18 protein-coding genes are annotated in these 24,245 nt (G+C 67.8%); 10 read left to right on the top strand and 8 right to left on the bottom strand.

Translation table 11 applies throughout. The features are described 5' to 3' along the window. Positions 1–34 precede the first annotated feature (34 nt). The 4 genes from SBP02_RS02875 to SBP02_RS02860 form a co-directional block, all read right to left on the bottom strand. Complete coding sequence (locus SBP02_RS02875) at positions 35–4,945, bottom strand: alpha-2-macroglobulin family protein (RefSeq protein WP_318644911.1); 4,911 nt, start codon at positions 4,943–4,945, stop codon at positions 35–37. 189 nt (positions 4,946–5,134) lie between these two features. Further along, the gene (locus SBP02_RS02870) at positions 5,135–5,749 is read right to left on the bottom strand and encodes a hypothetical protein (protein WP_318644910.1); all 615 of its coding nucleotides are present in this window, start codon (positions 5,747–5,749) and stop codon (positions 5,135–5,137) included. Between the two features lie 88 nt (positions 5,750–5,837). Then, entirely contained in the window at positions 5,838–6,317 is a 480-nt protein-coding gene (locus tag SBP02_RS02865) for a hypothetical protein (RefSeq protein ID WP_318644909.1), read from the bottom strand. Positions 6,318–6,348: 31 nt separating this feature from the next. Continuing rightward, complete coding sequence (locus SBP02_RS02860; RefSeq protein ID WP_318644908.1) at positions 6,349–6,924, bottom strand: hypothetical protein; 576 nt, start codon at positions 6,922–6,924, stop codon at positions 6,349–6,351. A gap of 418 nt (positions 6,925–7,342) precedes the next feature. On the opposite strand from SBP02_RS02860, the gene SBP02_RS02855 reads away from it, so the two are divergent. Both SBP02_RS02855 and SBP02_RS02850 read left to right on the top strand, forming a co-directional pair. Next, on the top strand, positions 7,343–8,713 hold the full coding sequence (locus SBP02_RS02855) for an MATE family efflux transporter (protein ID WP_318644907.1): 1,371 nt from the start codon (positions 7,343–7,345) through the stop codon (positions 8,711–8,713). A gap of 36 nt (positions 8,714–8,749) precedes the next feature. Continuing rightward, positions 8,750–9,205, top strand: coding sequence for a DUF2214 family protein (locus SBP02_RS02850; protein ID WP_318644906.1), 456 nt, complete (start codon positions 8,750–8,752; stop codon positions 9,203–9,205). Between the two features lie 63 nt (positions 9,206–9,268). On the opposite strand, the gene speA is transcribed toward SBP02_RS02850, so the two are convergent. From speA to SBP02_RS02830, 4 genes are all read right to left on the bottom strand, one after another. After that, on the bottom strand, positions 9,269–11,182 hold the full coding sequence (gene speA, locus SBP02_RS02845; protein ID WP_318644905.1) for an arginine decarboxylase: 1,914 nt from the start codon (positions 11,180–11,182) through the stop codon (positions 9,269–9,271). Positions 11,183–11,318: 136 nt separating this feature from the next. Then, the gene (locus SBP02_RS02840; protein WP_318644904.1) at positions 11,319–11,690 is read right to left on the bottom strand and encodes a translation initiation factor Sui1; all 372 of its coding nucleotides are present in this window, start codon (positions 11,688–11,690) and stop codon (positions 11,319–11,321) included. 243 nt (positions 11,691–11,933) lie between these two features. Then, positions 11,934–12,464, bottom strand: a complete 531-nt coding sequence (locus SBP02_RS02835) for an NUDIX hydrolase (RefSeq protein WP_318644903.1) — start codon at positions 12,462–12,464, stop codon at positions 11,934–11,936. A 2-nt stretch (positions 12,465–12,466) separates the two neighbouring features. Then, the gene (locus SBP02_RS02830; RefSeq protein ID WP_404824354.1) at positions 12,467–13,549 is read right to left on the bottom strand and encodes a DUF2333 family protein; all 1,083 of its coding nucleotides are present in this window, start codon (positions 13,547–13,549) and stop codon (positions 12,467–12,469) included. A gap of 235 nt (positions 13,550–13,784) precedes the next feature. On the opposite strand from SBP02_RS02830, the gene SBP02_RS02825 reads away from it, so the two are divergent. From SBP02_RS02825 to SBP02_RS02790, 8 genes are all read left to right on the top strand, one after another. After that, positions 13,785–15,404 carry a PleD family two-component system response regulator gene (locus tag SBP02_RS02825; RefSeq protein ID WP_318644902.1) on the top strand — a complete coding sequence of 540 codons (1,620 nt, stop codon included), beginning with the start codon at positions 13,785–13,787 and terminating at the stop codon, positions 15,402–15,404. A gap of 122 nt (positions 15,405–15,526) precedes the next feature. Continuing rightward, positions 15,527–17,491, top strand: a complete 1,965-nt coding sequence (locus SBP02_RS02820; RefSeq protein WP_318644901.1) for a methyl-accepting chemotaxis protein — start codon at positions 15,527–15,529, stop codon at positions 17,489–17,491. Positions 17,492–17,594: 103 nt separating this feature from the next. Beyond that, complete coding sequence (locus SBP02_RS02815; protein ID WP_318644900.1) at positions 17,595–19,367, top strand: protein-disulfide reductase DsbD; 1,773 nt, start codon at positions 17,595–17,597, stop codon at positions 19,365–19,367. A 123-nt stretch (positions 19,368–19,490) separates the two neighbouring features. Further along, on the top strand, positions 19,491–19,934 hold the full coding sequence (gene aroQ / locus SBP02_RS02810; RefSeq protein ID WP_318644899.1) for a type II 3-dehydroquinate dehydratase: 444 nt from the start codon (positions 19,491–19,493) through the stop codon (positions 19,932–19,934). Positions 19,935–19,957: 23 nt separating this feature from the next. Beyond that, positions 19,958–20,419: an acetyl-CoA carboxylase biotin carboxyl carrier protein gene (gene accB, locus SBP02_RS02805; RefSeq protein ID WP_318644898.1), complete on the top strand. Its 462-nt coding sequence runs from the start codon at positions 19,958–19,960 to the stop codon at positions 20,417–20,419. 17 nt (positions 20,420–20,436) lie between these two features. Beyond that, positions 20,437–21,786 carry an acetyl-CoA carboxylase biotin carboxylase subunit gene (accC, locus tag SBP02_RS02800; protein ID WP_318644897.1) on the top strand — a complete coding sequence of 450 codons (1,350 nt, stop codon included), beginning with the start codon at positions 20,437–20,439 and terminating at the stop codon, positions 21,784–21,786. Positions 21,787–21,949: 163 nt separating this feature from the next. Beyond that, the gene (gene prmA / locus SBP02_RS02795; RefSeq protein ID WP_318644896.1) at positions 21,950–22,828 is read left to right on the top strand and encodes a 50S ribosomal protein L11 methyltransferase; all 879 of its coding nucleotides are present in this window, start codon (positions 21,950–21,952) and stop codon (positions 22,826–22,828) included. A gap of 82 nt (positions 22,829–22,910) precedes the next feature. Then, positions 22,911–24,227, top strand: coding sequence for a DUF3426 domain-containing protein (locus SBP02_RS02790; protein WP_318644895.1), 1,317 nt, complete (start codon positions 22,911–22,913; stop codon positions 24,225–24,227). Positions 24,228–24,245 lie beyond the last annotated feature (18 nt).

Here is a 24,245-nt window from a genome sequence, read left to right as displayed (position 1 = left end):
TGCAGGCCCGCCGCCGCGGCGGGCCTGAGCCGCCTCAAGGTTCCTCGACCACCAGGCGCCCCGGCGTCTCGCCGAGGGCCTGCCAGTTCGGCCGGTACATCGACTCCACCTGCGCTGGCGGCACCACGTAATTGCCGGGGGTGACGGCGCGCGCCAGGTACAGCAGGTGCGTGCCCTCGTAGGGGCTGACGTCTAGCGCCGCGACGTAACGGTCGCCGCGGAACTCCTGGTGCTTGATCCGGGCATTGGCCATCGACCTCTGCCAATCCTTCACCGCGCGGCCGGCATCGGCCAGGCTCGCGGCGCTCTGCGCCAGGTTCTGGTTCTCCAGCTCCAGGCCGGCAGGCAGCAGGTCGACCACCAGGGCATCCGGCACCCGCTGCTTGGCCTCCACCAGCAGGTGCACCAGCACCAGTTCGCCGCTGCGCAACCCGTCCAGCGCCAGCGGCTGGCCGTCCAGGCTCAGGTACTCGCGGAAGATGTGCATATTCTCGCCGCCGGCGGCCGGCGCCTCGACCGGGTAACCGGACAGGGTCAGTTGCTGGTACAACGGCTCGTCGCCGGTCTGGCTCAGGCTCAGGGGCGCGGCCAGCTCGGCGCCGTCCAGCTTGATGCCCGGCCGGGCATTGCTCAGGGCGAACGCGAAGGCACCGCTCTCGAGCCCGGCCTGCCAGGGCGACTCGGGCTTGGCGAGCAGGCTGCGTCCGGCCAGGTACAGGGCGTTGCGCTCCTGGGTCGAGAGCCAGCGCTGGCCGGCCACCTCGTCGGCCAGGGCGAACAAGCGTTGCTCGCGGCTGCCGGCGGCCAGGTCGTGCTCCTCGAGCAAGGCGAGGATCAGTGCCTGGTCGCGCAGCACGCTGCCATAGTCGCCCAGCCAGTGGCGATTGTCGCGACTGTGGGCCAGGCCGGCGGCCAGGGCCTGCTCGGCCCGCGGCCCATCGCCCATCTTCTGCAACGCCACGGCCAGGTGCACCAGGGGCAGGCCGGACTGGGCGTCGCCGCGGCGCTCGAACAGGCTGCGCAGGGCGCCCAGCGGCGCCTGCCGGCTGCGCGCCAATACGTAACCGGCATAGGCCTGCACGGCGAAGCGGCTATGGCTGGCGTCGTCGCTGTAGCCGACCTCGATCAGGTTGCGCTCCTGCAGATAGCGCAACAGCCGCTCGCTGGCCTTCTTCAGCGCCTCGGCCGGCACGCCGAAGCCCTGCTCGCGGGCGCGCAGGAGGAAATCGGTGACATAGGCGCTGAGCCAGTACTCCTCGTCGCCGTCGGCCCCCCACAGGCCAAAACTGCCGTTGTAGCGCTGCATGCCCAGCAGGCGTTCGATGCCCAATTCGATGGCACGGCGGCGCGACGCCTCCGGCTCGGCCTCCAGGCCCAGGCGCGCGAGGCTCGCCGCGTCGGCGTAGAGCGACGGGTACAGGCCGCTGGTGGTCTGCTCCAGGCAGCCGTAGGGGTAGGCCTTGAGCGCGCGGATCTGCTCGCCGAGATTCAGCGGCGGCCGGCTGGACACGGCCAGCAGCGCCTCGCGCCCGGCCGGCTCGAAGGCCTCCAGGGCGCCGGCCGGCAGGCTCCAGGGCTCGCCCTTGAGCACGCTGCGGAAATGCCGCAGCTGCGCCGGATAGGCCGGACGGATGCCCAGGGTCCACTCGCGGCGCAGCGGCGCCAGCGCCTCGTCGGGCAGCGCCAGCCCCCGCACCTCGACAGCGATCCGCCCCTGGCCGTAGCCGCCGAGGGCGCGCACCGGAATGCGCAGGATGCTGCGCTCGCCTGCTTGCAGGCCGATGCTGCGCTCGGCGTCGGCCGCCTCGGCCAGGCTCAGCTGCCCTTCGGCCACGATCCGCACCTGCAGTTGCTGGGCCTGGCCGGAGAGGTTGTTGAGGTCCAGCGCCAGGCGGGTCTCATCGCCGCCGGCGAGGAAGCGCGGCATCGACAGCTCGGCGATCAGCGGTGCGGCCACCACCGTCTTGGCCTCGGCCATGCCGTAGCGCTCGTCGCTCCAGGCCTGGGCCATCAGGCGCAGTTCGCCGTTGAAGTCGGGGATGTCCAGGCTGACCTCCCCCTCGCCTCGCTCATCCAGCAGCAGCGGCTGGCTCTGCAGCGCAACGATCAGCACACCGGTGTCCGGGCGCTTGCCGCCGGCGGCCAGCGCCGCGTCGCCACCGAAGGCCAGCTTGGCCAGCCGCCCCTGGCCGGCCTCGATCAGCTGGCCGTACACGTCCAGCTGGTCGGCGCCATAGGCCTTACGGCCGAACAGCGCGGCGAAAGGATCGGGCGTCGGGTAGTCGGTGATGTTGAGGATGCCGGCATCCACCGCGGCCACCAGCACCTGCACCCGCTCGGGCAGGCTGCCGTCGGCATTGCGCGCCTGTACCCTGATCTTCAGCGGCTGGTTCGGGCGCATCTTGTCCGCCGCGGTCAGGCTCAGCGCCAGCTGGCGCGGCGCCCGGTCCAGCGGCAGGTGCAGCAGGCCGACCGCACGCTTGGGCGTGGCGCCGCTCTGCGGCTCGCCCGGGCGGATCACCAGGGCGCTGACGTACAGGTCGTGGCGCGCCCAGTCCTTGGCGAGGGGGAGGTCGAACGCCTGGCCCTCGGCCGGCACCTCGATCTCCTGCCACCACAGTGGCCCGTCGCTGGACTCGACCAGCAGGTAGCCGCGGCCCGCCGCCGGCGGGGTCACCGTGACCCGGGCCGTGTCGCCTGCGGCGTAGGCCGGCTTATCCAGCGCCAGCTTGACCTGGTCCGGGCGCACCGCGCCGCCGTCGGCGTTGTCCTGCCAGCGGTAGCCGGCCCAGAAGCGCTGGCTGCTGAGCAGGCCGGTGTCGGCGTCGACCACCTCGACCCGGTAGGGGCCCCACTCCACCGGGAAACCGACCTTCGCCGTGGCCCCGGCCGCGACGCGCAGCGGCTGCTCGCTGAGGGTCAGGTACTTCTCGTTGTAGTGATGGCTCCAGCCGTCGCTGTCGGAGAAGCTCCAGTAATAGTCGCGGCGCTCGCGGACCAGGCGCACGTGGAGTCGCTCGGCCGCCAGCTTGTTGCCGGCGGCGTCGGCCACCAGCACCTCGAACTCGGCCAGGCTGCCGGCATCCACCCGATCGCCGTCGAACAGTCCGCGCAGGCCCGGCAGGCGTTCGGCCGGCCACACCGGCTGCACCAGGCGACGGGTGATCGGCCGGCCGCCGGACTCCTGCAGGCTGGCCTGGAGAATCAGCTGCAGCGGCGACTTGGCCGCCGTCCAGCGGCTGTCGATGGCCAGGCGGGCCTTGCCCTGCTCGTCCAGCGTGGTCTCGTCCAGTTCGATGTCCTGGCTCAGCTCCTGCTCGGTCAGCGAGCCGAACTGGTAGCCCGGCAAGCTCGCCACCGCCTCGCGCAGCGGGCGCACGTAGAGTTGGCCGCCGAGACGGTTGCCGGCGGCCGGCGCCCCGTACAGGTAGCGCCCGCTGACCGCGAAACGGGCCGCCTCGTCCGGCGCCAACGGCGTGTCACGGCCCTCGAGCTCCAGGGCCAGGCGTTCGGGGAGGAAATCCTCGACGGCGAACTCGTACAGCTGCGGCTTGCCGTCGCCCAGGTCGAACAGCAGCTGCCAGCGCCCGGTCGGCGCCTCCTCGGCCAGCGCCAGCTGGTACTGGTAGAGGCCGGATGCATCCGCCTGCCAGACGAACTTGCGGCTGACCTGGGCGTCCGGCCGGCGCACCTCGACGCTCACCGGCTGCGCCGCCACTGCGCGGCCGTCGGCATCGCGCAGCAGGGCATTGAGCAGCACGGTCTCGCCGGGGCGATAGAGATCCCGCGGGCCGAACACGAAGAACTGCAGCGGGTGCGCCTTGGGCCCGGCGATGTCGAACTCGGCCAGGTCCAGCGCCGGGCCGCCGAGGCGCAGCAGGCTGGTCTGCCCCTCCTGCCGGGCCAGCAGCAGCTCGGCCCCGACCGGCAGCGGCAGCTCGGCATGACCGTCGGCGTCGGTCTTGCCTTCGGCCAGCTGCTGGCCCTGGTCATCGAGCAGCTGCAGCTCGACTCCGGGCAGCGCCCGGCCGCCGGCCAGGGCCTGGGTGAACACGTCCAGGCGATCGCGGTAGCGGTGCGCCGACAGGCCGATGTCGCTCAGGCTGAACAGCGTGGCCGGCTGCGAATAGCCGTAGCTGCCCGCCTCGCGCATCACCGCCAGGTACACCCCGGGCTGCTGCAAGGGCGCCAGGCCGGCGATCGGCAACAGCAGGGTCTCGCGGGTGTTGCGCGCCGGATCGAGGCGGAAGCGCCCGCCGTAGACCAGCTCGGCCATCGGCAGCAACTGCTGCGCCTCCCAGGTGTCGAGGTTGCTGCTGCGCCCCCACTTGCCGAGGAAGCGCGGCAGCGCCTGGTCCTTGATGCGGAAGAACTCGACGTTGACCTGGTCGACGTTCAGGGCGATCACCGGCAGGCCCTCGGCCAGCCGGGTCGGCAGCAGCGAGCCACGGCTGGCGAAGCCGACGCTGGCCTGCAGGTCGCGGGTCTGCAGGCGGCTGCTGTATTCCTCGGTCAGTTGCGCACCATTGAGTCCCTGCAACCCGGCATCCACGGTCAACACCAGCTTGCGCCGTGGCTCCAAATGGCGCAGGCGCAACTCCATCAGGCTGTCGGCCAGCTCCCAGGCACCGTCGACCTTGCCGGTCTTGCTGTCGACCAGGTGCAGGCGCGCGGCGAAGTCCTGCTCCGGCTCCAGCGGCACGGAGAAACTCACCGACAGCGTGCTGGCGCCGTCCAGCTGGACCTCGGAGACGTCCACCACCTCGAGCTCGCGGCCGGCATAGCGCGCGGCCAGGGCGCCGCGGTCGAGGCCTGGCGCGGCGGCGGGCCGGCTGGCGAGCGCGGTCTCCGGCGCGCCGGCATCGACCTGCGGCGGCTCGGTGGCCGAGTCGCAGGCGCCGAGCAGGCCGAGAATAAGTGCCAGAAACAGTCCTTTGTACGGCATCGCGGGCTCCAATCTTGCGGGTGCAGAAGCCGCACACTATAGCCCCCGCGCCTCCGTAGGGCTAACCGGCGCGCGGCAAAATGCCCAGCCGCGCACAGGCCGCACTGCCACTCCTGGGGCATCAGTCCGACTCAACTCCGCCTCGGGTTGAGCGGACACCGGCCGACCAATAGTTAATCGGTATCGAAATCAATATGGAATCAATATGTTTATAGTGGTCCGATAATTTCCACCCAGCCCTGTCACGTACAACTCAGGCTTAACCGCCGAGGCAATCGATACAGACGAAAGATTGGAGTAATGTGCTTTCAATACTGCCGAATCTCTTTCCAGCTTATCGCTATAATCGACCTTGGCGCCCGTAACAGTTAGCCCCATATTTGAAAGCTGGGTGAAGTGAAAATTTCCAATATATGTCGCCTTACCAGGAGCGACGCGAAACGAAATCGAGAACGGCTTTGTGGGGCGTACGGCGGCCGCACCACTGCCAACGCTCCATGCATCAATCACATAGTCGCCGGCAGGTAGCTCTGTTGCAACCAAATTACCGCTGAGCCCCATCGACTCAAACTCACCGACTGGAAAGTACGGAATCACCACATTGGACAGCCCTGATTGAAAGTACCCAGCCCCACCTGAAGGAACTCGGTGGTATGACACGGCATATCCAGAGTATGCCCCATCATAGGTTATCGAGCCAATAACAAGCCCTACATCACCGTCCTCCTTCAACGCATAATCCTTAGATACGTTGCTCGTCGCACACCCACAGAGCAGCAAAATACCAAACACCACAACAGACATACGAAACACTCTAATCCTCCTCACGCATCTGGCGATCAACTCAAATACGAGCCAAACTCACAGCAACAAATAGGGCCAATCAACTTCCCTACTGACGAACTTCCCAATCCCGCTTGCTAACCTCCTGCAACTTAGTACCACCCTGCATTTGCATCCCGGCAGGCCCGGTAATTACACTGCTCACGTACTGCGCAAACCTAAGATACTTAGTAGCCTTCTGCTCAGCGTGAAGCATTACACTCACTGGGCGCCCGTCCGGTATATTCATCCAGTAAGGGCGCACCGTGATTTCCCTCTGCCCCTCCTGAGCAAAGAAACTCACATAGCTCCCAGGATCAAGGCTGCCCACGTACTTATCATCCGCCATGACACGGAAGTCTATCGCCTGGCCCATCCAATCCGAACTTGGTCTATAGATCACAATCCGAGCTGCATTTGACTCATTGAGAGAAGGCTCAAAGTAAGCCTCTTCAGAGCCCGGGGTTGTACACCCGGAAGCAAGTGCGCACACCCCAACAATGATTGCTTTAAAAAAGACATGCTGCCCTAGTGAAAACAAGCTATCCACAAAGCTCTCCTCCGAAACCAACCACTCAGCGCTAGTACGCCCAATTCACCGCTTCGAGCAAATCCATATTTTTCTGCCGAGCGGCTGCCCGCTGAGCGGCAGGTGATGTACTACGCAACTTTACATAACTGCCCTTGTGCGACAAAAGCACAACTTCAGAATAGAGCTTTTGCTCTCTAAAATCGAAAACTCCAGAAAATTCATAGGCAGCCTTTCTCGCCGCATAGCGCTTGCCATTCTTGACAAGCTCAACCTCCTCTTGTTCGACTAAGATCGCCCCAGGGTGATAGTCCTCAATCGTTGACTTTTCCGCATCAAATCGCCCAGAAAAATCGGGCACAGCCGCCTCATGCGGAACGATGTAAATTGTTGCGGCAACCTGTACCTCCGGCGAGCGCAAGTTATAAGCCGTAGACATATGCATCATCCCGGGAGCATACGCAATAACCTCTGCCCGCTGAAAGCCCGCCGCTTCCATAGGATAGTTGGGCGACTCCCCTATCATCGTAATTTCGGCAGGGTACCCTGAGTCTACGGTACTTACCTGAGGGCAACCCGTTAAGAACAGGCAAGAAGCAGAAATTAAAACGGCAGTAATCTTTCTCATGAATCTACTCTTCGGCTGAAAACGCTTGCGCATGGCTGCAATACCTTGCCAGGCCTACCAATCAAATCAGCAGCCCCAACAAGATTTAGAAAGAATATTCATAAGCAGTGCAGGCAATGCGCGCAGTCGTCGCCCCCACAAGAGCACGCGCCGGAGTCATCGAGAGAGGTCTGCGAAAGGAAGAATCTGAGGTGCGGCGGGCCATCCGTGACTCCAGCGGCTGTTGGCGTAAGGCCACTAACGTTGCGCGATCATGCCTCAGGGCCAGAAAAAGGGGAACTGCCCGCACTGAGCACATCGGTTTATTTCTGGAAAACTCTATTTGACGAAGGTAGACATAGGCCAAAAGCCTCGTTTCGCGCACCTCTTGGGGCCAGTGTGTAGTCGCTTATACTGCGCCGCTGTACCCGGAGCCCCTATGTCCCTGTTACGCGATGCCTGGCGCCATCGCCCGACCCACCGCCGGGTCTGGGCACTGGCGGCGCCGATGATCCTCTCCAACCTGTCGGTGCCCCTGGTGGCGCTGGTCGACAGCGCCGTGGTCGGCCACCTGCCCCATGCGCACCAGCTCGCGGCGGTGGCGGTCGGCGCCAGCCTCTACACCCTGCTGGTGTGGAGCGTGGGCTTTTTGCGCATGGGCAGCACCGGCTTCGCCGCCCAGGCCGCCGGCCGCGAGGACGGCGGCGCGCTGCGCCAGGTGTTGCTGCAAGGGCTGTTGCTCGGCGGCGGCCTGGCGCTGCTGCTGAGCCTGCTGGCGCTGCCCCTGGGCAGCCTGGCCCTGGGCCTGATGCAGCCCTCGGCGCAGCTGGACGAACTGGCCCGCGGCTACCTGCAGATCCGCCTGCTCGGCCTGCCGGCCGCCTTGGCCAGCTACGCGCTGATCGGCTGGCTGCTCGGCACCCAGAATGCCCGCGGGCCGCTGGCCATCCTGCTGACCACCAACCTGCTCAACGTCGCCCTCGACCTGCTCTTCGTCCTCGGCCTGGGCTGGGGCGTGGCCGGCGCCGCCTGGGCCTCGGTGCTCGCCGAGTGGAGCGGCGCACTGCTTGGCCTGTACCTGGCCCAACGCGCCCTGAGCGCCTATGCGGGGCGCATCGACTGGCCGGCGCTGCGCCGCTGGGCCAGCTGGCGGCCGCTGCTGGCGGTCAACCGCGACATCTTCATCCGCAGCCTGGCGCTGCAGTCGGTGTTCTTCCTGGTCACGGTGCAGGGCACCCGCCTGGGCGACGCCACGGTGGCGGCCAATGCCCTGCTGCTCAACGGCCTGCTGCTCACCGCCCACGCCCTCGACGGCCTGGCCCATGCGGTCGAGGCGCTGTGCGGCCATGCCCTCGGCGCCGGCGACCGCCAGGCGCTGCGCCGCAACCTGCTGGTCGCCGGCGCCTGGTCGCTGCTGGCGAGCCTGGGCTTCGCCCTGTTCTTCCTGCTGGCCGGGCACTGGTTCATCGCCCTGCAGACCGATATCGCCGCGGTGCGCGCCACGGCGCTCGCCTACCTGCCCTACCTGGCGCTGCTGCCGCTGCTGACGGTGTGGAGCTACCTGCTCGACGGCCTGTTCATCGGCGCCACCCGGGCGCGGGAGATGCGCGACGCCATGCTCCTGGCGCTGCTGCCGGGCCTGGCCCTGGGCTGGGCGCTGCAGCCCCTGGGCAACCACGGCCTGTGGCTGGCCTTTCTCGCCTTCATGCTGCTGCGCAGCCTCAGCCTGGGCGTCTATGCTTATCGCCTCAACCGCGACGACGCCTGGTTCGGTAGGCCGGCGCAGCTGCGCGAACGCCCCGCCGACTGAACACGCCTCATTCCCCTACCGAGAAAGGATGCCCCGATGGCCGCAGCGCTTGCCGCCTACCTGCACTACCTGGCGATCTTCGCCCTGTTTGCCCTGCTCACCCTGGAGCACAGGCTGTTAAGACTGCCACTGGACCTGGACAGGGCGCGCAGCCTGGTGCGCATCGATGCGGCCTACGGCATCAGCGCCGTGCTGGTGCTCGTCACCGGCGGCATCCGGGCCTTGTGGTTCGCCAAGGGCCTTGACTACTACCTGCACAACGCCCTGTTCCACGCCAAGCTCGGCCTGTTCGTGCTGGTCGGCCTGTTGTCGATCGTGCCGACGGTGCACTTGCTGCGCTGGCGCGCGCCGCTGAAAGCCGGCCAACTGCCGCAGCTCGACGCGGGCCAGGCGCGGCGACTGACCCTGATCATCCGCCTGGAGCTGCTGCTGGTGCTGCTGCTCCCGCTGCTGGCGGTGCTGATGGCCCGCGGTTACGGGGTAACCGGCTAAAGCCGCGACGCAGACATGAAAAAGCCCGGCCAGAGCCGGGCTTTTTCATGGTGCCAAGAGCACTCAGGACGCCAGGTAGGACGAGCGGGTCAGGCCCAGACGCAAGGCGTCGAGGAACTGGGTGCGCTCGCGGGCGCTGATCTTGGCGCTGGCCACCTTGTCGCGGTAGTGGGTCATCAGCTCCTCGGGCGACAGGTGCACATAGCGCAGCATGTCCTCGATGGTGTCGTGGGTCTCGATGCCGGCGCTGTACACGCTGCCGTCCTGGTTCTGGTAGATGTTCACCGAGTCGGTGTCGCCGAACAAGTTGTGCATGTCGCCGAGGATCTCCTGGTAGGCGCCGACCAGGAAGATGCCCAGCAGGTAGTCCTCGCCCTCGCGCACCTCGTGCACCGGCAGGCTGGTCTCGATGCTCTGCTCGTCGACGTACTGCTTGATCTTGCCGTCCGAGTCGCAGGTCAGGTCCTGCAGCACGGCGCGGCGCAGCGGCTCCTCCTCCAGGCGGTTGAGCGGCAGGATCGGCAGCACCTGGTCGATGGCCCAGGTGTCCGGCAGGCTCTGGAACACCGAGAAGTTGCAGATGTACTTGTCGGCGAGCTTGTCGTTGAGCTCGTCGAGCACCTGACGGTGCGAGCGCTGGCGCGCCTTCAGCGAGTTGTACAGGCGCCGGCACAGGGCGAAGTAGCACTGCTCGGCCAGGGCCTTCTCGCGCAGGCCGACCTTGCCCTCGGCGTACTGCGCGGCCACGTCGCTCATGTAGTGGGTGGCACGCCAGTAGGTCTCGGTGACCATCTCGATATCGGTGGGGCCGAGCAGCTCGACCAGGTACTGCACGGTTTCCGGCAGGCTGGCCTTGTCCTCGATCACCGGCACCTCGTCGTTGTGCTTCTCCACGTCGGTGACCTGCACCACCAGCATGGCGTGGTGCGCGGTGAGCGAGCGACCGCTCTCCGAGAAGATGTGCGGGTGCGGCAGGTCCTGGGCGTCGCAGAACTCCTTGAGCATGCCCACCACCACGCCGGCGTAGTCGTCCATGTCGTAGTTGATCGAGCTGGCGTTGCGCGAGTGGGTGCCGTCGTAGTCCACCCCCAGGCCGCCGCCGACGTCGACGTGGTCCACCGGCAGGCCCAGGCCGCGCAGCTCGCCGTAGTAGCGGATGGCCTCGCGGAAGCCGTGCTGGTAGTCGGCCAGATTGGCGATCTGCGAGCCCATGTGGAAGTGCAGCAGGCGGATGCCCTGATCGAGCCCGGCCGCGCGGAAGCGCTCGACCACCGACAGCAGCTGCGCCGCCGACAGGCCGAACTTGGACTTCTCGCCGCCGGTGTCGGCCCACTTGCTCGAGGCCAGGGAGGACAGGCGCACGCGCAGGCCGATCTGCGGGGCGACCTTGAGCTCGGCCGCCTCCTCGATCACCAGCTGCACCTCGGATTCCTTCTCGATGACGATGAACACGTTGTGGCCGAGCTTCTGCCCCATCAGCGCCAGGCGGATGAACTCGCGGTCCTTGTAGCCGTTGCAGACGATGGTGCCGCCCTTGGGCGCCAGCGCCAGCACCGCCAGCAGCTCGGGCTTGGAGCCGGCCTCCAGACCGATAGAGACGTTCTGGGTGGCGATGATGTTCTCCACCACCGCCTCCTGCTGGTTGACCTTGATCGGGTACAGCGCGGTGTACTGGCTCTGGTAGCCCAAGCGCGCGATGTTGGCGTCGAAGGCCCCGGTCAGGCCGCGCACGCGGTCCTGCAGGATGTCCGGGAAGCGCACCAGCAGCGGCAGGCTCAGGCCGCTCTCGCGCAGCTCCGCGACTTGGGCGAACAGGTCGATCGGCGTGCTGTCCGGGCCGTTCGGGCGCACCTCGACGCGGCCGCTGTCGTTGATCGCGAAATAGCCCGCGCCCCAATGGCGAATGCCGTAGACGCTGCGGCTGTCCGCGACCGTCCACTGGCTGCCGTCGTCTTTGCGTGTGCGTCGTGCAGACATCGAGTTCTCCCTTGCTAGAGATAAGAGCCGGGGATCAGCCCGGGCAACAGCAGATTAGAGTGAGGAAATGAGCATTGCCCGGCAGTCGACCCGCGACTTGCCGAGGAAGTTTAGAAGACCCGGGACGAGGGACCGGCTAGCCGCCGGACTTCTTCGCCTGGAAGCCGCGTTTGAGCAGTTCGTCGAGGAGCAGTTGGACGTGATCGCCCTGGATCTCGATCACCCCGTCTTTCAGCGCCCCCCCACAACCGCAACGCTTCTTCAGCGCGCTGGCCAGCTCCTTGAGCGCCTCCTCGGCCAGGGGCACGCCGCTGACGGTGGTCACCGTCTTGCCGCCACGGCCCTTGGTTTCGCGGCGCACGCGGGCGATACCGTCGCCGGCAGGGATCTGGGTCTTGTGGCAGATGCAGGCGTCCACCGGCTGGCTGCAGTCCGGGCAGTGCCGGCCGCTGTCGGTGGAGTACACCAGGCCGCCGAGGGCGGCGAATGACGAGGCTTTCTTGACCACCGGCTTGTCCTCGTAGGGGTCAGGATAGCGACTGGCTGATGACAATCAGCCGCGAAGCCCCACTCTGGCAGGGGCAGCGCAGCCCAGCTGGACGGCTCGGGCTTAGAGGGCGCGCAGTGTAAAGGCAAATTCCGCCGCTGCTAAGTACAAAATTGCGCCAGTGCTCGACAGATTGGCGACAGCGTCCAACATAGCGCACGGTGCTGCGCCGCTATGTTGCACAGTCGGCCAGCAGAACGCCCCTCAGGTCGCCAGATAGCGCCGCAGCGCCTCCAGCGAGTCCGGGCAGTAGGGTTTCTCGAGGGCCTCGGTCAGGGCCTGGCGCGGCGCCATGAAGTGCGCCTCGAGCACTTCTTCCGGCTGCAGCACCAGGGGCGCATCGGAGACCGCCGAGAACACCGCGCACCACAGGCGGTTGTCCGCCTGGTCGAAGAAGAAGCGCTCGTGCTCGCGCAGCTCGGCCCCGGCGATGCCCAGTTCCTCGGCCAACTCGCGGGCGGCGGACTCGGCATAGCTCTCCTCGGCCAACACCATGCCGCCGGCGGCCACGTCCCAGTACCCCGGATACAGCGCCTTGCTCAGGGTGCGCCGATGCACGCACAGCTCGCCGGCGGAGTTGAACAGCAGGATGAAGGTGCCCCGGCCGATCAGGCCGCGCTCGCGCAACTCGCGGCGCGGCAGGCTACCGAGCAGCCGGTCGTCCGCATCGACCCAGGCGATCTGCTCGGCATCGGAAGCGGCGCGGTGCGCCGCCTCGCGGGCGGATTGGCCCATCGCTAGCCCTGGCTCAACAGGGTACGCAGGTCGATGATCGCCGCATTGGCCCGCGAGATGTAGTTGGCCATCACCAGCGAGTGGTTGGCCAGCAGGCCGTAACCGCTGCCGTTGAGGATCATCGGGCTCCACAGGGTCTCCTGGGCGGCCTCCAGCTCACGGATGATCTGCCGCAGGCTGATGGTGGCGTTCTTCTTCGCCAGCACGTCGGCGAAGTCCACCTCGATGGCGCGCAACAGGTGCGACAGCGCCCAGGCCTGGCCGCGGGCCTCGTAGAACACGTTGTCGATCTGCATCCACGGCGTCTCGTAGATGCCCTCGGCGATGCCGCCGGTGCCCTCCTCGGCCAGGACCGGGTCCGGCAGGTCGGTGTTCAGGCGTACCTGGCCGACGCTGGCCGACAGCCGCTGCGACAACGAGCCGAGACGGGTGGCGGCATCGCCCAGCCAGTTGTTCAGGTTGTCGGCACGGGTATAGAACTGTGCGCTGGGCTTGGCCGGATCGGCCAGGCGGGCCAGGTAGCGGTCCAGCAGCTTGATGCCGTCGCGGTACTCCGACTCCGAGGCCGGCAGCGCCCAGCTCTTGTTGTCGAAGTTGAAGCGCGGCTCGGCCTTGGCCAGGTCGACGTCCTCGGTGGATTGCGACTGCGAGCGGGCGAAGTCCTTGCGCAGCGCCCGCGACAGGTCGCGCACCTGCACCAGCACGCCGTACTCCCAGCTCGGCATGTTGTCCAGCCACAGGCCCGGCGGGGCCAGGTCGTTGGCCAGGTAGCCACCGGGCTTGTCCAGCAGGGTGCTGGCGACCCGCTTGAGGGTCTCCACCGTGGTGTAGCCATTGACCATCTGCCGTCCGCTGCTCTGCGCCGCGGCCTGGGCCTGCAGCTGCACCGGGAACAGCTCGGGTTCCTGACTCCAGTACCAACCGACCACCAGCGCCAGCAGCAGATAGAGACCGATCAGGCTGCCCAAGGCCCGACCGGCCCAGCCCCCGGCAGATTTCCTGGGCGCGCGCTCGCCCGCGTCTTCGAGGCTGTCGCGTACACCAGCAGCGCCCTTCTTCCAGTCCAGCATGGCAAAGTCCTTCATCTACGGCATTCGAGTGTTCGACCACAACCTCAGGGAAAGTTGGCCGACGGCCTCGCACTATAAGGGAAGCATAGGCCGCTGCGCAGCGCCGACCGGCAAACTTAGCGCCGTCGTCCGTCCGGCCTCCCGGCTCGACAGGTTGCCATATGTGATCGGCGGCACTGGCGTACCAATCTTTCGGTGATAGCATTCAGCCATCCACCATCCAGGCCACATCAGCCGAAGAGTCAGGGACATGACCGAGCACACCGACCCCGGCCGCGATCAGCTCAAGCAACACTTCGCCCAGCGCGTGATCAACCAGGCGCGCCAGGTGCTGGAGGTCTGGCAACGGCTGCAGCGCCAGGACTGGAACGAGGCACGCATGCACGAGTTGCGCGAGGCGGCGTTGCTGCTGCAGCGCTATGCCGAACGCTTCGACCAGGCCGAGCATGCGCAACTGGCCGAGGCTGTCGGACATTGCATGCACGTGGCAGCCGACAACCATGGACGCCTGACCAGCGAGCTGATCGGCGAACTCAACCGACTGATGCAGCAGCTGTCACGTACCGGCCTGCGCCACGGCGACCGTTTCGAACAGACCTTGCTGCCACCACTGCGCAAGCCGGTCTACCTGGCCCTGCAACACCTCGAACGCGCCGAGCACCTGGCCCAGCAGCTGGCGTTCTTCGGCATGTCGGCGCAGCCCCTGGACAGCGCCAACGCCTTTCGCGCGGCCATGCTCGAACGCCACCCGGCGGCGATTCTCATGGACGTGAACTTCTCCGGCCCGGGCGCCGGCCTGCACCTGGCCGCCGCGGTGCAGCAGGGCCTGGAGCAGAAGATCCCGCTGCTGTTCTGCGGCCCCGAGGACACCGACACCCCGACCCGCCTGACGGCGGTACGCGCCGGCGGCCAGGAATTCCTCACCGGCAGCCTGGATGCCTCCGGCCTGCTCGAGCGCATCGAGGTGCTCACCCAGGTCGCCCAGTACGACCCCTACCGGGTGCTGATCATCGACGATTCCCGGGCCCAGGCCACCCACACCGAGCGGGTACTCAACGGTGCCGGCATCCTCACCCGCACCCTGACCGAGCCGATCCAGGCCATGGCCGAGCTGGCCGAGTTCCAGCCCGACCTGATCATCCTCGACATGTATATGCCCGGCTGCAGCGGCACCGAGCTGGCCAAGGTGATTCGCCACAACGACCGCTACGTCGGCGTGCCGATCATCTACCTGTCCGCCGAAGACGACCTGGACAAACAACTCGACGCCATGAGCGAGGGCGGCGACGACTTCCTCACCAAGCCGATCAAGCCGCGCCACCTGATCGCCACGGTGCGCAACCGCGCCGCCCGTGCCCGCCACCTCAAGGCGCGCATGGTGCGCGACAGTCTCACCGGCCTGTACAACCACACCCACACCCTGCAGCTGCTCGAGGACGCCCGCTACCGCGCCCAGCGCGACGGCCAGCCGCTGAGCTTCGCCATGCTCGACATCGACTATTTCAAGAGGGTCAACGACACCTATGGCCACCCCATGGGCGACCGGGTGATTAAGAGCCTGGCGCTGTTCCTCAAGCAACGCCTGCGCAAGACCGACCATATCGGCCGCTACGGCGGCGAGGAGTTCGCCGTGGTCATGCCGGGCACCGATGCCCGGGCCGCGCAACAGGTGATCGACGGCATCCGCCGGCGCTTCGCCGAGATCCATTACCCGGCCCACCCCCAGGACCTGTCCTGCACCTTCAGCGCCGGCATCGCCGAGCTGCGCGACGACATGGACGGCAAGCACCTCTCGCAGCAGGCCGACGAGGCGCTGTACCGGGCCAAACACGGTGGGCGCAACCGGGTCGAGCGGTACGTCGCCGACTGAGCCACCGGCGAAACCGTGATGCGGTGCATGCTGTCATAACGCCGTCATGAAAACGCAATAACTTCAGGCCCATACGGGTCGCGCCCAATGCCGCCCGCCCCACCGTCCACCGGTCGAGCCCCATGCGCCTGAAGTCACTCACCAACCTCAACACCCTGCTGCTGGTCGCCGTGTGCATCGCCCTGGGCGCCGCGCTCTGGTGGTCGCAGCGCGCCCTGGAGCGCCCCTACCTGCTGATGGAGCGCTACCTGAGCCTGTCGCAACAGTTCCAGCAGGCGGTCGCCCGCAACATCCTCGATTACCTCGACAACGGCGACGCCCTGCGCCACAGCAGCGCCCTGCAGGCCCTCGACAGCCTGGAGCCGGCGGTCGCCTCACTGCCGCCGCAACTGGCCGAGGACCTGCGCCCCAGCCTCGTCGAGTTGCGCGACTTCGCCGCCGGCGAGCTGCTCGCCGCCGGCAAGCTGGCCGGCGACCCCCAGGGCCTGCTGCTGCAGGCCGAACGGGAAATGGCCGGCGCCCTGGAACAGCTCGCCCAGTACGCCGACAGCGCCGATGCCGGCGCGGCCCTGGCCTACCGCCGCCCGCTGTTCGACGCGGCCCAGCACCTGGCACGCCTGGCCCACGCGCGCAACAAGCTGGTCAGCAGCGGCCGCGGCGAACTGACCGCCGCCGTCGAGCGCGAGCTGGCCGCCCTGCGCCGCCAGGCCGAGGCGCTGAATGCCCTGCCACTGCTGGGCGTGGTCGACGACGGTGCCTCGGCCAGCGACGGCTTCGCCGCCCTGCTCGGCCTGGACAGCGACAGCCAAAACGCCCAGGCGCAAGACCGCGGCATCACCCTCAAGCGCGACTTCGCCAGCCTGGTCGGCCGCTACCCGGCCGAGCTGCAGCGCACCCAGACGCTGATCGGGCAACGCGGCGAGCTGATCGAGGCCACCCGCACGCGGGTGGATAAGGTGCAGCAGGCCCTCGCCGCCCTGGAGCCGCTGGTGCGCGCCGAGCACGGCCGCATCCAGGGCGAGGTGCGCCTCATCCAGGGCCTGATGATCGGCCTGATCCTGCTCATCGCCCTGACCATCGACCGCATTCAGCGGCGCCTGACCCTGTTGCTCGAACAGTTGGTGCCGGCCCTGTCATCCTGGGCCCAGGGCGACTTCGGCGAGGCGGTGCAGCTGGACACGCGCATCCGCGAACTGGGCGATATCGCCGAGTCGCTCAACCGCCTGCGCAGCTATCTGGTCGAGCTGGTCGGCACCATCCGTCAACACGCCGAACAGGTCGCCGGTTCCAGCCGCACCCTGGCCGACCTCAGCGGCGGCCTGCACGCCGGGGCCGAACGCCAGGCCGGCGACACGGCGCAGATTCGCGACGCCCTCGGCGAGCTGGAGGCGACCATCGTCCAGGTGGCCGGCGACGCCAGCCAGGCCGCCGATGCCAGCCGCGACGCCGATCGCGCCCTGGGTCAGGGCCAGCAGGTCATCGGCCAGAGCCTGGCCGGCCTGCACGCTCTGGTCGGCGAGGTGCAAGGCAACGCCCAGGCCATCGAATGCCTGGCCGAGGAAACCGCCACCATCGGCAACGTGCTCACGGTGATCCGCGGCGTCGCCGAGCAGACCAACCTGCTGGCCCTCAACGCCGCCATCGAGGCGGCCCGCGCCGGCGAGGCCGGCCGCGGCTTTGCCGTGGTCGCCGACGAGGTGCGTTCGCTGTCGCAGCGCACCGGCAGCGCCACCGCCGAGATCCAGGAGCTGATCGGCCGCCTGCAGCAGGCCGCACGCCAGTCGGTGGACGCCATGCGCGCCCAGGTCGAGCACGCCGAAACCACCGCCAGCCAGGCCGAGGCCGCCGACGGTGCCTTGGACGAGATCGTCAAGGCGATCCGCACCATCGCCAGCATGGCCGAGCGCATCGCCGATGCCACCGCCCAGCAACGCGGCGCGGCCAGCGGAATCCGCGGCCACAGCGAACGCATCCACCAACTCGGCGGCGACAACCTGCAGCGGATCGGCGCCGCACGCCTGCAGGGCGAACAGCTGCTGCACCTGGGCGAGCAGTTGCATACCGCGGCGCAGGCGTTCCGCCTCTAGTCACGCGCCGTCGGCGCCACGGACACGACCGCTTACAGCCTGCACCTGCCCCCTGGCCACGGCCTTGGTTATGATGCAGGCACCGATTCGTGACGAGACGCCCATGCACCGCCTGCTCTGCCTGCTCCTGCTGCTGTTCACCCTGCCCGCCGGCGCCGGCCTGCTCGATAACCGCCCCGCAGCAGCCCCGCTGGGCGCGGCGCTGAACAACAGCGCGGACTTCCTGCCGGTGCGCGAGGCCTTCAAGCTGAGCCTGGTCGACAGCTCGGCCGACTCGCTCAAGCTGCGTTTCGTCGCCGCCGACGGCTACTACCTCTACAAGCACCGCTTCAAGTTCGCCAGCGCGCCGGCCGATGTCGGCCTGGCCGAGGCGCAACTGCCGGCCGGCAAGCGCAAGACCGACGAGTACTTCGGCGACGTCGAGGTGTACTACGGCGTGCTCGACGTCGAGTTGCCGCGCAACGCCGCAGACGGCCGGCCGTTCGATCTGCAGGTCACCTACCAGGGCTGCGCCGACAAGGGCCTGTGCTATCCGCCGGAAACCGAGACCCTGGCCATCGACGGCGGCCAGGCGGGCGACGGCACCTCGGCCGCCGCGGCCTCCGGCTGGCGCTGGACCGACCTGGCGCTGTTCTTCCTCGCCGGCCTGGGCCTGACCTTCACCCCCTGCGTGCTGCCCATGCTGCCGATCCTCTCGGGGGTGGTGCTGCGTGGCCGCCCGAGCAACCGCCGGGGCCTGGTGCTGTCGCTGGCCTATGTGCTGCCGATGGCGGCCTGCTATGCGGCCCTGGGCGCTTTGATGGGGATGTTCGGCGCCAGCCTGAACCTGCAGGCCATGCTGCAGTCGCCCTGGGTGCTGGTGCCCTTCGCCACCTTCTTCGCCCTATTCGCCCTGGCCATGTTCGGCCTGTTCGAGTTGCGCCTGCCGGCCTTCATTCGCGAACGCCTCGACCGCAAGGCGGCGCAGACCCGCGGCGGCACAGTCGCCGGGGCGGCCACCCTCGGCGTGCTCTCCAGCCTGATCGTCTCGCCCTGCGTCACCGCCCCGCTGACCGGCCTGCTGCTGTACATCAGCAGCACCGGCGATGCCCTCGGCGGCGGCCTGCAGCTGTTCGCCCTGGGCCTGGGCATGGGCGCCCCGCTGGTGCTGATCGGCGCCGGCGGCGGCGCGCTGCTGCCCAGGAGCGGCGCCTGGATGACCGGGGTGCGCAACCTGTTCGGCGTGATGCTCCTGGCGGTCTCCGTCTGGCTGCTCGAACGGGTCCTGCCCGGCCCGCTGGCCCTGGCCCTGTGGGGCCTGCTGGCCGGCGGCGCCGCACTGTTCCTCGGCGCCCTGGAGTTCGGACCGAAGAGCCACGTGCAGAAGCTCGGCCAGCTGGCCGGTCTGTTCCTGCTGGTCTATGCCCTGGCCAGCTGGACCGGCGCCCTGCAGGGCCAGGACGACCCGCTACGCCCCCTCGGCCGCCCCGCCCCCCCGGCTGGCACCCTGGCCAGCCAGGTCGGCGTCGAAGGCTGGCAGACCGTCAGCAGCCCCGCCGAACTGGATACCGCGCTGGCCTCCGCCCAGGCCGACGGTCAGCCGTTGCTGCTCGACTGGTACGCCGACTGGTGCATCAGCTGCAAGGTGATCGAGCGCGAAGTGCTCAGCGCCCCGCAGGTGGGCAGCCAGCTGGCCGGCTTCCGTCTGGTACGCTTCGACATGACCGACAGCACCCCGGCCCAGCGTGCCCTGCTCGACCGTTATCAGCTGTTCGGCCCGCCGGCGATCCTGCTGTTCGCCCCCAGGGGCGACGAATGGCTGGACCTGCGGGTGGTCGGCGAGGTGGACGCCGTCACCTTCGCCGCCCGCCTGCAGCAGGCCCGCGAACGCCTCTGACGCTTCCAGTCATATATCTGCCGCAAACTACTGACATCGTGTCGACTATTGCCGACAACTGGACAGCCCCGCGCCCTCTCCGGCATAGTCGCGCGCAGCGCAGAAAACCTTAGGAGCACGATCATGGCCACCTTGTTGGTATTGCACGGGCCCAACCTCAACTTGCTGGGCAGCCGCGAGCCGGGCGTCTACGGCGCCACCACCCTGGCGCAGATCAACCTCGACCTGGAGCGCCGTGCCCGCGAAGCCGGCCACCACCTGCAGTACCTGCAGAGCAATGCCGAGTACGAGCTGATCGACCGCATTCACGCCGCGAAGGACGAAGGTGTCGACTTTATCCTGATCAATCCCGCCGCTTTTACCCATACCAGCGTCGCATTACGTGACGCGTTGCTGGCGGTGAGCATCCCATTCATCGAAGTGCACCTGTCCAACGTGCACAAACGCGAACCTTTCCGCCATCACTCCTACTTTTCCGACGTCGCGGTAGGAGTGATCTGCGGCCTTGGCGCCAGCGGCTACCGCCTGGCCCTGGAGGCCGCGCTCGAACAACTTGAACGGCCCTGACCTCACCTGGGAGTGGAGCAACTATGGATATTCGTAAAGTCAAGAAACTGATCGAACTGCTGGAAGAGTCCGGCATCGACGAGCTGGAGATTCGCGAAGGCGAAGAGTCCGTGCGCATCAGCCGCCACAGCAAGCAAGCCGCCATCATGCAGCAGCCGGTCTATGCCCAGGCGCCTGCGCCTGCCGCCCCGGCCGCCGCGCCGGCTGCCCCTGCCGCCGAAGCTGCCGCGCCGGCCGCGCCCAAGCTGAACGGCACCGTGGTGCGCTCGCCGATGGTCGGCACCTTCTACCGCGCCTCCTCGCCCACCTCGGGCAACTTCGTCGAAGTCGGCCAGAGCGTGAAGAAGGGCGACATCCTCTGCATCGTCGAGGCGATGAAGATGATGAACCACATCGAGGCCGAGACCAGCGGCGTGATCGAATCCATCCTGGGCGAGAACGGCCAGCCGGTGGAATACGATCAGCCCCTGTTCACCATCGTTTGAACCGGGGAGAGCCTGCGATGTTGGAAAAAGTCCTGATCGCCAACCGCGGCGAGATTGCCCTGCGCGTGCTGCGCGCCTGTAAGGAACTGGGCATCAAGACCGTGGCGGTGCACTCCACCGCCGACCGCGAACTGATGCACCTGGCCCTGGCCGACGAATCGGTGTGCATCGGCCCGGCGCCTGGCGCCCAGTCCTACCTGAACATCCCGGCGATCATCAGCGCCGCGGAAGTCACCGGTGCCACCGCCATCCACCCCGGCTACGGCTTCCTCGCGGAAAACGCCGACTTCGCCGAGCAGGTGGAGAACTCCGGCTTCGCCTTCATCGGCCCCAAGGCCGAGACCATCCGCCTGATGGGCGACAAGGTCTCGGCCAAGGAGGCCATGATCAAGTCCGGCGTACCGGTGGTCCCCGGCTCCGACGGCCCGCTGCCGGAAGACGAGGAGACCGCCCTGGCGATCGCCCGTGAGGTCGGCTACCCGGTGATCATCAAGGCCGCCGGCGGCGGCGGTGGTCGCGGCATGCGCGTGGTGCACAAGGAAGAAGACCTGATCAAGTCGGCCAAGCTGACCCGCAGCGAAGCCGGTGCGGTGTTCGGCAACCCGATGGTCTACCTGGAGAAGTTCCTCGGCAATCCACGCCACGTGGAAGTCCAGGTACTGTCCGACGGCCAGGGCAACGCCATCCACCTGGGCGACCGCGACTGCTCGCTGCAGCGCCGCCACCAGAAGGTCCTGGAAGAAGCCCCGGCCCCGTTCATCGATGAGCGGGCGCGCGCCCAGGTCCTCGACCGCTGCGTCAACGCCTGCATCGAGATCGGCTACCGCGGCGCCGGCACCTTCGAGTTCCTCTACGAGGACGGTAACTTCTACTTCATCGAGATGAACACCCGCGTCCAGGTCGAGCACCCGGTCACCGAGATGGTCACCGGCGTCGACATCGTCAAGGAGATGCTGAGCATCGCCGCGGGCAACAAGCTGTCGATCAAGCAGGAAGACGTGGTGATCCGCGGCCATGCCCTGGAATGCCGGATCAACGCCGAGGACCCGGACAACTTCATGCCCTGCCCGGGCAAGGTCAAGCACTTCCATGCCCCGGGCGGCTTCGGCGTGCGGGTCGACTCGCACCTGTACAGCGGCTACAGCGTGCCGCCGAACTACGACTCGCTGATCGGCAAGCTGATCACCTACGGCGCCAGCCGTGACGAGGCGCTGGCGCGCATGCGCAACGCCCTGCAGGAGATCGTGGTCGACGGCATCAAGACCAACGTGCCGCTGCACCGCGAGCTGGTCATCGACAAGGGCTTCTGCCAAGGCGGGGTGAACATCCACTACCTGGAAAAGAAACTGGGTATGGACAAGCACTGACGCCGCCGCGTCGACGCACAAGGGCTGCCCACGGGCGGCCCTTGTCATTTCCGCCCCCGGCGGAAACCGTCGCGGCGACAGCCGGCGCGGTGGAAGCCGGTCCGGTGGTCGAGTAAGCTTGCCCGCCAATCGCACCACGCCCCATCGCGCAAGAGGTTTCCCCATGCCCTGGCTGCAAGTCCGTCTCGCCATCACCCCGGAACAGGCGCAGACCTACGAGGACGCCCTGCTCGAAGTCGGCGCCGTCTCGGTCACCTTCATGGACGCCGAGGACCAGCCGATCTTCGAACCGGACCTGGGCACCACCCCGCTGTGGTCGCACACCCACCTGCTGGCGCTGTTCGAAGCCGATACGGACGCCAACAGCCTGCTCGCCCACCTGCAGCTGCTGACCGGCGGTGCCCTGCCCGAGCACCAGATCGAGCGGATCGAGGACCAGGACTGGGAGCGCAGCTGGATGGACGGCTTTCAGCCGATGCGCTTCGGCCGCCGCCTGTGGATAGTGCCGAGCTGGCATGCCGCCCCCGAGCCGGACGCGGTCAATCTGCTGCTCGATCCGGGCCTGGCCTTCGGCACCGGCACTCACCCGACCACGGCCCTGTGTCTGGAGTGGCTGGATGCCCAGGAGCTGGCGGGCTGCAGCGTGCTGGACTTCGGCTGCGGCTCCGGCATCCTGGCCATCGCCGCCCTGCTGCTGGGCGCCCCCCAGGCCGTCGGCACCGACATCGACCCCCAGGCCCTGGAGGCCTCCCGCGACAATGCCGGGCGCAACGGCATCGATCCGGCACGCTTCCCCCTCTATCTGCCGGCCGACCTGCCACCGCAGCCGGCCGACGTGGTGGTCGCCAACATCCTCGCCGGCCCCCTGGTGGGCCTGGCCCCGCAGATCACCGGCCTGGTCAAGCCGGGCGGCCGCCTGGCGCTGTCCGGCATCCTCGCCGAGCAGGCCGAGGAGGTCCGCGCCGCCTACAAGGACGCCTTCGACCTCGACCCGACCGCGAGCAAGGACGGCTGGGTGCGCATCAGCGGCGTACGGCGCTGATGCGCCGTCCTGCTGCTTTGCCAGGCACTTGCGTTAGACTGATCGCCCCGCCACATCCGCTCGCAGGCCGCCGGATCACCGCATGACCGAGACGTTCGTCACCCAGTGCCCCCATTGCCGCACCAGCTTCAGGGTCAACCAGGCACAGCTGGGTGCGGCCCATGGTGTGGTCCGCTGCGGCGCCTGCCTGCACGTGTTCAATGCCGCGCAACAGCTGCGCGCGCAGGGTCATGACCTGGCCGACACCGCGCCCACCCAGGCGCCCCCCGCCAGCCCCGCGAGCGCGGCGCAAGCGCCCGCCGGATCGAGCGCGCCGGCCGCCGCCGCCAAGAGCGACGACCGGACGCCGCCCAGTCCGGCCAACGCCACCCTGTGGATTCATGACGACCTGGATCTCGACAGCCTCGACCTCGATGAGGAACTGGCCAAGCTGGAAGAACAGGAGCAGCAGCTCTCCCAGCAATTCAGGGCACTGGAGCAAGCCCCCCGGTACGCCGAGGCTTTTCGCCCGCTGAGCCCTCACGAGCCGGTGGCGGATGACGAACAATGGGCCGAGGCGCTGCTGCGCGAAGACGCCACCAAGACCGCGCCAAACCCGAGCCCGAGCGCACCGCAGCACCTGCCGGAGAGCAGCCAGGCGCCCCTGGCGCCCCCCCCTCAGGAACATGCCAGCCCCGCGCCGCGCCAGGAGCCGCGCCTCGAACCGAGCGAAGAGGATACGACCGCGGCATCACCGGACAAGGACGAACCTCGGCTGAGCGCCACCCGCGACGAGCCCGACGCGGAGCTAGAGGAAGACGAACCACCCGCCGAGCCCGCTGGCAAACATGGCCGCAACGAGCCCGAGCTGCGCGACGAACACCTGTTCGAGCTGGACGACGAACCCCTGCAGCTGGACTGGCAGCCACCGCGCACGCCCTGGGCCCGCTGGTTCGGCTGGGGCCTGCTCAACCTGATCGCCGCCGGCGCCCTGGCCGGGCAGTACCTGATCTACCACTTCGAGGAACTGGCGCGCCAGGACCAGTACCGCCCCTGGTTCGAACAGCTGTGCCCGAGCCTCGGCTGCATCCTGCCGTCCAAGGTCGACATCGAGCAGGTCAAGAGCAGCAACCTGGTGGTGCGCAGCCATCCGGAGTTCAGCGGCGCCCTGGTGGTCGACGCGATCCTCTACAACCGCGCGCCCTTCGCCCAGCCCTTCCCGCTGCTGGAAATGCGCTTCGCCGACATCAACGGCCAGCTGCTCGCCAGCCGTCGCTTCAAGCCCAGCGAATACCTCGCCGGCGAGCTGGCCGGGCAGGCCGAGATGCCGCCGCAGACCCCGATCCACGTGTCCCTGGACATCCTCGACCCGGGCACCCGGGCGGTGAACTACAGCCTCAGCTTCCACTCCCCGGAGTAGCGCCGAGCCCGGAGCACA

Origin of the sequence: Pseudomonas benzenivorans, assembly GCF_033547155.1 — a bacterium.
In the GTDB taxonomy this organism is placed as follows: domain Bacteria; phylum Pseudomonadota; class Gammaproteobacteria; order Pseudomonadales; family Pseudomonadaceae; genus Aquipseudomonas; species Aquipseudomonas benzenivorans_B.
The sequence above is the reverse complement of the archived record's forward strand: the minus strand, read 5'-3'. Positions and strand labels throughout refer to the sequence as shown.